The sequence below is a fragment of the Thiocapsa bogorovii genome, assembly GCF_021228795.1.
Lineage (GTDB): Bacteria > Pseudomonadota > Gammaproteobacteria > Chromatiales > Chromatiaceae > Thiocapsa > Thiocapsa bogorovii.
This window is the reverse complement of record NZ_CP089309.1, coordinates 1633941-1646578: the sequence shown is the minus strand read 5'-3', so window position 1 is coordinate 1646578 and position 12638 is coordinate 1633941. Positions and strand designations below refer to the sequence as shown.

Here is a 12638-nt window from a genome sequence, read left to right as displayed (position 1 = left end):
CGGGAAAGACTGCACCGAGTCGACGGGCGACCGCAACTGGATGGCTTCGCGGCGTACCGCCGCAGGGCGCATCATGGTCCCGCCGATGCCCGAGTAAACGCCGATGGTCCCGCTTTTCGCCGCCTTGGACGCCGATCGCTACGCCTTTTGCCAAGGCCCTGATCGGCTCGATGCAGGCCCACAGAACCTGATGTGCAAGCCCATGTCGTAAAGCATCAGGAACATTCGATCCTGAATCGCAATTGACTCGGGCGGCCTTGCCGGCGTTCGATCAACCCGACACCCGACACCCGACACCCGACACCCGACACCCGACACCCGACACCGATTCGGAGGAGGCCACGTCCATGTGTGGACGCTACGCCCAATACAGTCCCGCCGATGCCATCGCCGACCTTTTCGGTGCCAGCCTCGAGATCGAGGGTCTCGCCCCGCGCTACAATGCCGCTCCGACGCAATGGCTGCCGGTGATCCGTCGGCGCCCGAGCGGGGAGCGGGTCCTCCAGGCCCTTCGCTGGGGCCTGCTCCCGAGTTGGGCCAAGGACGAGACGATCGCCGCCCGACTCATCAACGCCCGCGCCGAGACCTTGGCCGAGAAGCCCGCATTTCGGGCGGCCTACCGAGCGCGGCGCTGCATCGTTCCCGCGGACGGCTTTTACGAGTGGGCCAAGCGCCCGGACGGCAAGCAGCCCTACTTCGTCCATGCCTCGGACGGCAAGGTCCTCGCCTTCGCCGGTCTCTGGGAGCGTTGGACCCGCCCTGCGGACGCAGAGGTGATCGACAGTTTCACCATCGTGACCACCGAGGCCAATCCCCGCCTCCAACCGTTGCATGACCGGATGCCGGTGATCCTGGCGCCCGATGTTGTGGATGTTTGGCTCGACCCCGCGACCGATCCGGCTCGGCTCTCGGAGCTGCTGATTCCCTGTCCGGAGGAGCGGCTCACCATGCACCCGGTCTCGCGAGCGGTTGGGAATGTCCGCAACGAGGGGCAGGAGTTGATTGCGGGGGTGGCCGATGGGGATGCGAGCACCACGGAGTGAAGGTTTGTCGCGGCCCTCGGATGCGATGTGATCATCGCAGCGATGAACTCGCCCGAACGAAGCACCCTATCGTCGACATTCAGGGGTGCTGCATCCTGATCGTTGGCGTCGAACATGGCCGCGGGCCCAGCCGAGGATGGCATCCTCGGCTGGGCCCGCGGCCATGTGATTCCTGCGGGTTGAACTTAGCGTGTGGCGACCCGGGATGCGGTCTTCGGAACGAAGTCGAAGTAGGGCGTGGCAACCGCCTCGCCGGGGGCCGCGGCGACGGGCGCCGGCTCGCCGGCCGGCCCCAGCGATTTCGCGAACCGGTATATGGCGATCAGGTCCGCGTCCGTCATCGCGCTCAGGTTGAACCAGGGCATCGGCGGACGTTTCGGCTCCCGCGCCCGCGCCAGCCAGTCGGCCTCGGTCAGCTCGTCGAGGAGGAGCCGCAGGTTGGTCGCATAGGTCGTGCCCCAGGGTCCCTGGAAGCCGACCGTGCTGCCGGTGAGCCATTGCTCGGTCGGGACCTTGCCGTTTCCTTGCAGGTAACCCTCCGTATGGCAGTCGTTGCAGCCGCTCACCCTGACCAGGTAGCGACCGCGTGCGATCACTTGGGCCGGGTCTTTCGCGTCCGACATGGCCAAATCGGGGAGCGCATTCGCGACGGGCTCGACGGACGACGCCGTCGAAGCGGCGACTGGCTCGGCTTGGACGCCCGGCGGGTCGGCTGCGACCCCGTGGGCAAACAAGACGAGGATGGACAGGGTGATGCTGCGAGCCTTCATTGGGATCATCTCCGGCGCTGAGTGGTGGGGAGTAGGGACAGGCAGAAAATTAGTTCTCGGCCTCGCGGCGCGTTGCTAACCCGAATATTTCATAAAAAAGGGCGACTCTCGTTCAACCCATTGATAAAATGGCTGTTCCGCCAAGAACGCTTCGGAAGAAGCTAAACGAGGTCGCCCATGCCCGAGTCTACCCCGGAACAGCTGCGTTTTCCCCCGGTCGCCGGTTTCACGGTCCGCGGCGACTTCGACGGCGGCGCCATGTCGTCTGACTTTGGCCCCATGATTCTGCGCGGGGTTGATCGGCAGATCGGCCTGACCGAGCGGTTGAGCGCAGCGATCGATGATTGGCGCCATCCGTCCTACACCACCCATCCGATGCGTGAGCTGATCGCGCAACGGGTCTACCAGATCGCCTGTGCTTACGAAGACGGCAACGACGCCAATGCGCTGCGCCGTGATGCGCTGTTCAAGCTGGGGCTGGAGCGCAAGCCGCTGGATGCGACGACGGACCTGGCCAGCGGGCCGACCTTCTCGCGTTTGGAGAATGGGGTCGGCGCGCGCGACCTCTACCGCATGGCGCAGGCCTTCGTCGAGGCCTTCATCGCCAGCTACCCGAAGGCGCCGCAGGTGATCGTGCTCGATATGGACCACTCCGAAGACGCCACCCATGGCCAGCAGGAGTTCGCGTTCTACAATCATCACTACGGCAACCATTGCTACTTGCCGCTGTTTCTCTTCGAGGGCCTCTCGGGGAAGTTCATCACCGCGGTGCTGCGTCCCGGCAAGCGCCCCACCGGCGCCGAGAACGCGATGATCCTCAAGCGCGTGCTCAAGCGGCTGCGGGCCGCGTGGCCACGCACACGCATCATCCTGCGCGGCGACGGACACTTCTCCAACCCCGAGTTGATGGCCTTGGCGATGGCCGATCCGTTGACGGATTTCATCTTCGGCCTGGCGGGTAACCGGGCTCTCACGCCACGGGCCGAGCCGTTCTTGGCCGACGCCCGCAAGCTCCATGCGCTGCGCATCGAGAACGCCCGGCGCGCCGACGCCGACGTACCCGAGCGGACCCGCACCTACCACGAGGTTGACTACCGTGCCGGTTCCTGGCCCGGCGCGTGTCGGACCATCCTCAAAGCCGAGGTGACGGCGCGCGGCGACAACCTCCGCTTCGTCGTCACCTCCTTGGACTTGCCCAGTCCCGAGTGCGTCTACCGCGATCTGTACTGCGCGCGCGGCCAGGACGAGAACTTCATCAAAATGATCAAGAACGATCTGGCCAGCGATCGCACTTCCGACAGCACCTTCTTGGCCAATCAGATGCGCTTGTTCTTCTCCTGCGCCGCTTACGTCTTGCACCAAACGCTGCGCACCGAGGTCCTCGTCGGCACGGAACTGGCCAACGCCCAGCCTGCCACCGTGATCATCAAACTGTTCAAGCTCGCCGTGCGCGTGGTGCAGTACAAAGACCGCGTGCGCCTGCACCTGCCCTCGAGCTGTCCGGTCAAGACGCTGTTGCAGCAGGTCACCGAGAGGCTCTTCAACGCGCAGCCCCGGGCGGCGCCCGCCTAGACGCACATACATCCCCGCACGGGGATTTCAGCACGCGCACGACGACTATGCCCACCTCGGGCAGGGCATCGTACGCCTGCGCGGCGACAAAACTACTCGTGCCCCGTTGATCAAGCCCGTTGCCGCTCGGTATTTCCACCATTCAACCCCCGCGGCGTCCCGGTCATCGCCCTCGGTGACGCCCAGCGCCGCGCAAATCCGCGAGGCCAGTGTCGGCTGTGTCGGTTTATGAAACATCCGGGCTAAGTCTTCGCTAACGAATTGCTAAAAGTTCCTTAACCCCCGGACTCCCGAGGATCCGGGGGGTTGGGAGATCCCCCGGCGACGGGTTGCGAGGCAGGCGCTGGCAAGTCATCGCGAAGCTTGTAGAATTCCGGGATCCCCGCCGCGTTTGGTGACTGGCCCATGTCGATGGCCCAGATGGTGACCGCTCCGTCGTTCTCCGATTGCCCGCTGCTCGATGAAGCCCAGGCCTTGTTTTTGCTCGGCCCGGTTTCCATCAGTGCGGCGTCACACGATGCCGCCGGCGTGCCGTCCCTCGCCCGCGCCTTCGGTTGTCGGGTCGCCGAGGATCGCCGGGAGGTCGTCGTATTTGTGCCGACGCGGTCGGGCGACGCCCTGCTGCGTGACCTGGCCGCCGGCGCACCGATCGCGGTGGTCTTCAGTCGCCCCAAGACCCACGAGACCCTGCAACTCAAGGCCCATGCCGCGCGTCTCGAGCCGCTCGGACCGACCGATCGGCAGCGCATGCGCGCGAGCGGCAGCGCCTTTGCTGCCGAGCTCATCGCCCTGGGGTATTCGGCAGCCTTCGCCCATGCCTTGGTCGCCCCGAGCAAGGAGGACGGGGTGTCCGTGGTCTTCTCCCCGACCCTGCTCTTCGACCAAACGCCCGGGCCGCGGGCTGGCAGGCGCTTGGAGCCGCAGCCGTGACCGTGCCGCTGAGCGCCCTGCGGGCCTGTTTCGAAGGCGCCGTGCCGGCGACCATTGCCACCTGTGCCGCGGATGGCACGCCGAATGTGGCCAAGCTGTCGCATGTGCATTTCGTCGACGACCGGCACGTCGCCCTGTCCTACCAGTTCTTCAACAAGACCCGCGAGAACCTGCTGCATCGGCCTCGGGCGACGGTGGAGGTGATCGATCCCTCGAGTGCCGCCCTCTACCACCTGCACCTCGAGTATTTGCGCACTGAGACCGAAGGGCCGCTGTTCGAGTACATGAAGGCGCGGCTTGCCGCCATTGCCTCCCACACAGGGATGAGCAAGGTGTTCCGCCTCCTCGGTGCGGACCTGTTTCGGGTTCTGCGCGTCGAGGCCATGCCCGGGGATGCGCTCCTGCAATCGTCCCCTCCGGCAGATCTCCTGGCCGGATTACGGGCCTGTGTCGTGGCCTTGGCTCGCTGCACCGACCTGGCGCAACTGCTGGAGGTCACGCTGGCCGGACTTGCGCAGCACTGGGATGTCCACCACGCGATGGTGCTGATGCTGGACCCGGATCAGCGGCGCCTTTATACGGTCGCCAGCCGCGGCTATCCGGAATCGGGTGTCGGCTCCGAAGTGCGGGTCGGCGAGGGCATCGTCGGCGTCGCCGCCGGGGCCCGCACCCCGATTCGCATCGGCTATGTGGTCCAGGAATACCGCTACAGCCATGCGACTCGCCGGCACTTTGCCGACAGTGCCGACGGCGGTGTGCTGGAGACCGAGATCCCGTTCCCGGGGCTGGCGGATGCGGGCAGCCAGTTGGCCGTACCCTTGCTCGACGGCGACCGCCTGCTCGGTGTGCTGTACGTCGAGAGTCCCGTCGAGGAACGCTTCACCTATCAGGACGAGGACGCCTTCGTGGTCCTGGCGTCCCATCTGGCCATCTGCATCGATGGGCTCGCGCGGGCCGCGGACCAAGCCTGCGAGCTACCCCCCGTGTCCGTCCCGGCGTCCGCCGGTCCTCATGCCCTGGCAACCCCGCCGGCGACGCAATCCACGGTCGCGTCCGCTGTCGGGTCGACAGGCCGTTCAACGGGCGGGCCGATCCAGATTCGGCACTTCCACCACGACCACAGCCTGTTCGTCGACAACGAATACCTGATCAAGGGCGTGGCCGGGGCGATCTGCTGGAAGCTCCTGCAGGAGCACGCCGCGACCGGGCGCGCGGACTTCACCAACCGCGAGCTTCGCCTTGATGCGTCGTTGCGGCTGCCCGAGATCACCGACAACCTGGACGCGCGGTTGATCCTGCTGCAGCGAAGGCTCGCCGAGCGCTGTCCATTGCTGGCCATCGAGAAGACCGGCCGCGGGCGTTTTCGCCTGGTCGTGACCCGGCCGCTGCGCCTCATCGAAGTGCCCGCTTAGGCTGCGGCGCCCGACGCACAAAGCGATCGCGGGGTCGCCTGCCGTGGGTGCCCGGCGTCTCCCGGCGTTCCAGTCGATGCGTCGATGCGAAAGAAAACTCCAGGTGCTCTCGGTATATCATCCGAAATCCGGCAGTTGCCCGCTTCGTTCCCCATGCAGGGTTTGACGCGGTTGACGATCTTGGAGATCTGACGCCTCACCTGCCGGGTGACGGCCTTTCAACTGCCGGATCTAGCATCATCCCGCCGAAACCAACTGCGGAGTACCGCCATGACCAGGATCGGAACACCCGGCGCCCCGGGCGCTACCCGCATGATGTTGCTGGGCTCGGGCGAGCTCGGCAAGGAGGTCGCGATCGAGGCGCAACGCTTGGGGGTGGAGGTGATCGCCGTCGATCGCTACCCAGGCGCGCCGGCGATGCAGGTCGCGCATCGCAGCCATGTCGTCGACATGCTGGATGCCGACGCGCTGAAGGCACTGGTGGCGGAGGAGGATCCGGCGTTGATCGTCCCCGAGATTGAGGCGATCGCGACGGCGACGTTGCTGGAGCTTGAAGCTGCGGGTCGTCATGTCGTGCCCACGGCGCGCGCCGCGCATCTGACGATGAACCGCGAGGGCATCCGTCGGCTGGCCGCCGAAGAGCTGGGCCTACCGACATCGCCCTATCGCTTTGCCGATGACGAAGCCGGCTACCGTGCCGCGATCGAGGCGATCGGTCTGCCCTGCGTGGTCAAACCGGTGATGAGTTCCTCGGGCAAGGGTCAGAGCACCGTGCGCAGTGCAGACCAAGTGCAGGTCGCCTGGGATTACTCGCAGCAGGGCGGGCGCACCGGCTCGGGTCGGGTCATCGTGGAGGGTTTCGTCGCCTTCGACTACGAGATCACCTTGCTCACACTGCGTCACGGGGACCGGACCAGCTTCTGCGCCCCGATCGGCCATCTGCAGGTGGACGGCGACTACCGCGAATCCTGGCAGCCGCACCCGATGTCGGCCGCCGCGCTGGCTCGTGCGCAGGAGATCGCCGGCGCTGTGACCGATGCGCTCGGCGGCACCGGCATCTTCGGCGTGGAGCTGTTTGTGCGTGGCGACGAGGTCTGGTTCAGCGAGGTCTCGCCGCGTCCGCACGATACCGGGCTGGTGACGCTGATCTCGCAGGATCTTTCTGAGTTCGCCCTGCATGTGCGCGCCATCCTGGACCTGCCGGTACCGCACATCAGACAGCTCGGCCCTTCGGCATCGGTGGCGCTCTTGGCGGAGGGTCGGTCGCGCGATTTGCGGTTCGGCGGGCTGGATCGCGCACTGGCGGAGCCGGACACGGCCCTGCGACTGTTCGGCAAGCCGGAGGTTGACGGCAAGCGTCGCGTCGGTGTTGCGCTGGCGCGGGGCGAGACGCTGGAGGAGGCTCGGGAGAAGGCCGGGCGTGTGGCTCGGGCGGTCGAGATCGATCTGGCTTAAGAGGGTCGCGTGTGAGGAGCAGGATCCCCCTTCGCAGTCGAATGCAAGACTGCGAAGGGGGATCCGGCAGACCGGCGCTTAGGCTTGGTCGTGGTAACCCAGGATGCGCTCGACCTCGTTCTTCGAGCCCAGGATTACCGGGACCCGCTGATGCAGGGACTCGGGCTGCAGATCCATGATGCGCTCCGTGCCCGTGATGGACCCGCCGCCGGCCTGCTCGACGATGAAGGACATGGGGTTGGCCTCGTAGAGCAGACGCAGCTTCCCGCCGAGCCCCTTGGACTTCATCTTGCTGTCCATCGGATACATGAAGACGCCGCCGCGCGTCAGGATACGATGCACCTCGGCGACCATGGAGGCGATCCAGCGCATGTTGAAGTCTTCGCCGCGCGGACCTTCCTTCCCGTCGAGACACTCCTGGACATAGCGTTTGACCGCCGGCTCCCAGAAGCGCATGTTCGAGGCGTTGATCGCAAACTCGCGCGTGTCGGCCGGGATCGTCATATTCGGGTGGGTGAGGATGAACTCGCCGATGTTCTGATCCAGGGTGAAGCCGTTCACGCCGTTGCCGGTGGTCAGGACCATCATGGTCGAGGGCCCGTAAAGCGCATATCCGGCGGCGACCTGTTGGGTGCCGGCCTGGAGGAAATCACGCTCTGTCGGCGCGCCGGCGCCGCCCTGAATGCGCAGGATCGAGAAGATGGTGCCGACCGAGACGTTCACGTCGATATTCGAGGAGCCGTCGAGCGGGTCGAAGGTCAGCAGATACTTCCCGCGCGGATACTTGGCGGGAATATCGTAGATGGTGTCCATCTCTTCGGAGGCCATGGCTGCCAGATGCCCGGCCCATTCGTTGGACTTGATGAAGACCTCGTTGGTGAGGATGTCGAGCTTCTTCTGCGTCTCGCCTTGGATGTTCTCGCTCTCGGCGCTCCCGAGAATCCCCACGAGGGCACCTTGGTTCACCATGTTGCTGATGACCTTGCAGGCCGTGACGATATCGTTGAGCAGGGACGTGAAATCGCCCGTGGCGCCGGCTACGTGGCGCTGCTCCTCGATGATGAACTGGGTGATGGTCGTGCCGTTGTGCATGGGTGTCCTCTTGGTTCCGGGCTCGTCGAGCGCTTTTAATCTAGCGGCAGTATAGGGTTTCCCGGGCCTGCCATAAACCCGGCGCGCGTGCCTTGACATCAAACCGACCGGCGAGGTTGCAGGATCCGGATGTGCGGGGGATGATCGCGGTTCATTGCATCCCGTGTTTTATCCGGCTCATCCCATCGGCCAACTCCCTGTAAGCGGAATCGACAGCTTGCCTCTTTCGAATCCACTGACCCGCGCTGCACGTCAAGAGACGATTATCGGAACCGCGCCGACCGAGGCTCAGCCCGTCACGCGTCTGAGGGCCCATCTGCTCAAGGGCTATCGGGGGCGGATCGCCGGCGAGTCGACTCAGGCCGCGCGGCCCGCGCTCTGGCTCGATCTTCCGGACGATCTCGCCCCCCCGCTTGCCGAAGCGCTGAGGGCCGGCGGTCGCGCGCAGCTCTACAGCCATCAACGCGAGGCCTGGGATCTGGCCCGCGCCAAGCGGCACTTCGTGGTTGCCACGCCGACCGCTTCGGGCAAGACGCTCTGCTACAACCTGCCGGTGCTCGATGCGGTGCTCTCGCAGGGTCGCAAGGCGCTCTATCTCTTTCCGACCAAGGCGCTCGCCCAGGATCAGGCCGCCGAGCTGATGGACCTGAGCCGTGCCATCCAGGCGGCCGGCGGACCGGGCGTGAAGGCCTTCACCTTCGACGGCGACACGCCCGGCGACGCGCGCAAGGCGGTGCGCACGCGCGGCGACATCGTGCTCAGCAATCCGGACATGCTCCACCAAGCGATCCTGCCGCATCACACCAAATGGGCTCAGTTCTTCGAGGGTCTGGCCTACATCGTGGTCGACGAGCTGCACACCTACCGAGGTGTGTTCGGCTCGCATGTCGCCAACGTCTTTCGGCGGTTACTGCGCGTCTGTCGTTTCTACGGCGTGGAGCCGACCTTCATCTTCGCCTCGGCGACCATCGCCAATCCGGGCGAGCTGGCCGAGCGTCTCTGCGGTGCACCGGTCGCGGCGATCACCGAGTCGGGCGCACCGCAGGGCGAGCGTCATTTGCTGCTGTGGAATCCGCCGGTCATCAACCCGGATCTCGGCATCCGGGCCTCGGCCCGCTCCCAGACCACGCGGATCGCGCGCACGGCCGCCAAGCTGGGGCTCAAGAGCATCGTCTTCGCCCGCTCGCGCCTCATGGTCGAGGTCATCACCAAATATCTGAAGGACGTCTTCGATCGCGACCCGCGCAAGCCCCCGCGCGTCCTGGCTTACCGCGGCGGTTATCTGCCGAGCGAGCGCCGCCGCGCCGAGCAGACCATGCGCGCGGGTGCCGTGGATCTGGTGGTTAGCACCTCGGCGCTGGAGCTCGGCGTCGACATCGGTGCCCTGGACGTCGCCGTTCTCAACGGCTATCCCGGCACGGTCGCCGCGACCTGGCAGCGGCTCGGGCGGGCCGGGCGGCGGCTCAAACCCAGTCTGGGTGTCATGGTCGCGACCAGCGACGCGCTCGATCAATACATGATGCGCCATCCCGAGTTCTTCTTCGGCGCATCCCCGGAGCACGCGCGCATCCATCCGGACCAGCTCTTGATCCTGATGGACCATGTGCGCTGCGCCGCCTTCGAGCTGCCGTTTCGCGACGGCGAGTCCTTCGGCGCGGAGGATCTCGGCGAGATGCTGAGCTATCTGCGCGACGAGGGCGTCCTGCAGCACCAAGGCGACCGCTGGTTCTGGGTCGCCGACAGCTATCCCGCCAACGCGGTCTCGCTGCGCTCGGTCGCGGAGGGCAACTTCGTCGTGATCGACACCACCGGCGGGGCACAAACCGTGATCGCCGAGGTCGATTACAGCAGCGCCCCGGGCACCCTCTACGAAGGCGCCATCTACATGATCCAGTCCCAGCCCTATCAGGTGGAACGGCTGGACTGGACCGGCCGCAAGGCATTCGTGACCCGCACCCGCGCCGACTACTACACCGACGCCATCGACTACACCCGGCTGAAGATCCTCGCCCGGTTCGACGGCCGCGCCCGGGGTCAAGGCGCGACGGCGCAAGGCGAGGTCCATCTGGTCAGGCGCTATCCCGGCTACAAGAAGATCCGTTACTACAGCCACGACAACATCGGCTACGGCAACATCGACCTGCCGGATCAGGAGATGCACACCACCGCGGTCTGGTGGCAAGTCGAGCCGACTGCCTTGGAGGCTGCGCTGCCGGATCGTCAGCAGGCGATCGACGGCTTCCTCGGTGCCGCTTATGCGCTGCACCACGTCGCCGCACTGCGCGCCATGGCCGAGATCCACGACCTCGGTCGCTCGGTCGGAGACGGGCAGGGGACCTGGTTTGCTATCGTTGGCGCCGAGGGTCGCGGTCAGATGCGCGGACCGGACAACGCGCCCTTGGACCCGATGTCCGGCCAGCGCTTCGAGCCGACGCTCTTCCTCTACGATAACTACCCCGGCGGCGTCGGACTCTCGGCACCGCTCTACGACGACGCGGCCCTGTTGGTTGCCGACGCCCGTGATCTGGTCGCCGCGTGCGGCTGCACCGCCGGCTGTCCCGCTTGTGTCGGGCCAGTGTTGCGCGGCGACGAGGAGCTTGCCGTCACGCCGCGTCAAGCCGCCTTGAAGGTGCTCGATCTCTTGAGCGGGGCAGGGGGATGAGCGCATCGGTCGCTCGGGTGACACCGCGCGCACCGGAACTCTCCGCTGCCGCGGAATGATCGCCCGGAATGACACTCAAAGACCGCCTTCAACGCTTGCGCGGAGCGGGTCCTAGCCCGGACGGACAGGGCAGCGCCCTGTCGTCGCCGACCGACAGCCCCTCGCTGGCCGAGCGGATTCGTCGGGTCTCCGTCGGGCAGGCTCGGGCCGAGGGCGCGAGCGAGCCACGAGCCGACCGGTTGGCCGAGGCGGTCGGCGCGGTCGAGATCGCGCCCGGCGTGCTCTGTTTGGAGCGGCGGATCCCCGCGAGGCAGCGGCACGGTCAGGTCTCGATCGGACCGGTTGATGGTGCCATGTGGGAGGGAGCGATCGATCCCGGCTGGGTGAGTCCGGCGTCGCGCCTCGAGCCCGAGCTCGAACGAGGGCGGTCGGTCCCGGCAGCACCCGCCCCGGTCTGTCTGGACACCGAGACCAGCGGCCTGGCCGGGGGCACAGGAACCTGGGCCTTTATGACCGGTCTGCTGCGCGCCCAAGCCGACGGCTGGACCCTGCGCCAGTACCTCCTGACCCGCCTCGATGCCGAGCCGGCTTATCTTGAAGCGATCGCCGCCGAACTGAGCGGCGCCGGGCTTCTCGTCAGCTACAATGGCCTGTCCTTCGACATCCCGCTGCTCACCACGCGTTTTCGCCTCTGCGGCCAAACCGATCCGCTTCCGACGCTGCCGCATCTGGATCTCTTGAAGCCGGTGCGACGAGCCTACGGTCGGGTCTGGCCCGATTGCCGACTCGCGAGCGTGGAGCAGCGCCTCTTGGGGTTCAAGCGCAAGGACGACCTGCCCGGCTCCGAGGCCCCGGCGGCCTGGCTCGCCTGGTTGCGCGCGGGCGAGACGACCCCTTTGGCCGGCGTGCTGCGTCACAACCGCTGGGACCTGCTCTCGCTGGCGACCTTGATCCCGCGTCTGGGCGAGGTGTTCGACGATCCGGGTGCGTTCGATGCCGACATCCGTGCCGTGGCCGCCTACCATCATGCGCAGGGTCGATCCGATCGCGCTTTCGATCTACTCCGGTCCGGGTGCCGCCACCTGGATTCGGCCGGTTTGATGGATTTGGCGCGCCTGCATCGTCGACGCGGCGACTGGGAGCAGGCCCTTGCAATTTGGGAGCAACTGGCGGCTGAAGGCGATGCCGATGCGTGCACGGCACTGGCGAAGTATCACGAGCACCGCACGCGCGATCTTGACCGTGCCTTAGCGCTCGCCGCCGCGCTGCCGTCCGGTCCGCTGAAGGATCGGCGCTGCGCGCGACTGTCCGAGAAGATTCGCGCACGGGACGAATCAACCCAAGGGTGGTTCAGCTGAAAATGCCGGGTTATCCTCAACCTCGCTCGGCGTGTCACACGATGTCTTGGAATGAGACGGCCCCGGCAGAATCAACGATCCTCGGAGCTGGCACGGTAAAACGACAAAATGGCTATGCCGGTGCTAACCCTGCCGTCAGTCTGGTGAGCTTGGCGTTAAGGCGTGATGAGCAACCGTTCAGTAACAACCGATCCATCTTAGCCCCTCTCCCCTCGCGGGAGAGGGGTTGGGGAGAGGGGGAGAATGAACCGGAATGGCTAAGTTGTTCCTGAACCCTTACTAAACCGCGTCCAGAGCGAGATGCTCACTTTCGTGGTGAGTTCGACGTTTGGTACATCCACGGC

At 66.1% G+C, this 12638-nt stretch carries 9 protein-coding genes; 7 read left to right on the top strand and 2 right to left on the bottom strand.

Going from position 1 to position 12638, the window contains the following annotated elements:
• The first annotated feature begins 347 nt into the window (after positions 1–347).
• Entirely contained in the window at positions 348–1043 is a 696-nt protein-coding gene (locus tag LT988_RS07455; protein WP_232409557.1) for an SOS response-associated peptidase, read from the top strand.
• Between the two features lie 185 nt (positions 1044–1228).
• Here the strand turns inward: LT988_RS07455 and LT988_RS07450 are convergent, their stop codons facing one another.
• Positions 1229–1813 carry a hypothetical protein gene (locus tag LT988_RS07450; protein WP_232409556.1) on the bottom strand — a complete coding sequence of 195 codons (585 nt, stop codon included), beginning with the start codon at positions 1811–1813 and terminating at the stop codon, positions 1229–1231.
• A 177-nt stretch (positions 1814–1990) separates the two neighbouring features.
• On the opposite strand from LT988_RS07450, the gene LT988_RS07445 reads away from it, so the two are divergent.
• The 4 genes from LT988_RS07445 (at position 1991) to purT (ending at position 7182) form a co-directional block, all read left to right on the top strand.
• Complete coding sequence (locus LT988_RS07445; protein ID WP_232406659.1) at positions 1991–3385, top strand: IS1380-like element ISTro1 family transposase; 1395 nt, start codon at positions 1991–1993, stop codon at positions 3383–3385.
• Between the two features lie 405 nt (positions 3386–3790).
• Positions 3791–4315 (top strand): hypothetical protein, encoded by a 525-nt coding sequence (locus LT988_RS07440; RefSeq protein WP_232409555.1) that lies wholly within the window; start codon positions 3791–3793, stop codon positions 4313–4315.
• Entirely contained in the window at positions 4312–5727 is a 1416-nt protein-coding gene (locus LT988_RS07435; protein WP_232409554.1) for a GAF domain-containing protein, read from the top strand. Before LT988_RS07440 ends, LT988_RS07435 begins: the two co-directional genes overlap by 4 nt.
• A gap of 270 nt (positions 5728–5997) precedes the next feature.
• Positions 5998–7182, top strand: a complete 1185-nt coding sequence (gene purT / locus LT988_RS07430; protein ID WP_232409553.1) for a formate-dependent phosphoribosylglycinamide formyltransferase — start codon at positions 5998–6000, stop codon at positions 7180–7182.
• A gap of 78 nt (positions 7183–7260) precedes the next feature.
• Here purT and LT988_RS07425 read toward each other — a convergent pair whose 3' ends face one another.
• Complete coding sequence (locus tag LT988_RS07425; RefSeq protein WP_232409552.1) at positions 7261–8274, bottom strand: class 1 fructose-bisphosphatase; 1014 nt, start codon at positions 8272–8274, stop codon at positions 7261–7263.
• Positions 8275–8491: 217 nt separating this feature from the next.
• Between LT988_RS07425 and LT988_RS07420 the strand changes: the two genes are divergently transcribed.
• Both LT988_RS07420 and LT988_RS07415 read left to right on the top strand, forming a co-directional pair.
• Positions 8492–10936: a DEAD/DEAH box helicase gene (locus LT988_RS07420; RefSeq protein WP_232409551.1), complete on the top strand. Its 2445-nt coding sequence runs from the start codon at positions 8492–8494 to the stop codon at positions 10934–10936.
• A gap of 68 nt (positions 10937–11004) precedes the next feature.
• On the top strand, positions 11005–12294 hold the full coding sequence (locus LT988_RS07415; RefSeq protein ID WP_232409550.1) for a ribonuclease H-like domain-containing protein: 1290 nt from the start codon (positions 11005–11007) through the stop codon (positions 12292–12294).
• The last annotated feature ends 344 nt before the right edge of the window (positions 12295–12638 follow it).

Bases quoted from the DNA above. Each gene is read 5' to 3' on its own strand.
- LT988_RS07450 (WP_232409556.1), bottom strand. From the start codon at position 1,813: ATGAAGGCTCGCAGCATCACCCTGTCCATCCTCGTCTTGTTTGCCCAC.
- LT988_RS07425 (WP_232409552.1), bottom strand. From the start codon at position 8,274: ATGCACAACGGCACGACCATCACCCAGTTCATCATCGAGGAGCAGCGC.
- LT988_RS07455 (WP_232409557.1), top strand. From the start codon at position 348: ATGTGTGGACGCTACGCCCAATACAGTCCCGCCGATGCCATCGCCGAC.
- LT988_RS07445 (WP_232406659.1), top strand. From the start codon at position 1,991: ATGCCCGAGTCTACCCCGGAACAGCTGCGTTTTCCCCCGGTCGCCGGT.
- LT988_RS07415 (WP_232409550.1), top strand. From the start codon at position 11,005: ATGACACTCAAAGACCGCCTTCAACGCTTGCGCGGAGCGGGTCCTAGC.
- purT (WP_232409553.1), top strand. From the start codon at position 5,998: ATGACCAGGATCGGAACACCCGGCGCCCCGGGCGCTACCCGCATGATG.
- LT988_RS07440 (WP_232409555.1), top strand. From the start codon at position 3,791: ATGTCGATGGCCCAGATGGTGACCGCTCCGTCGTTCTCCGATTGCCCG.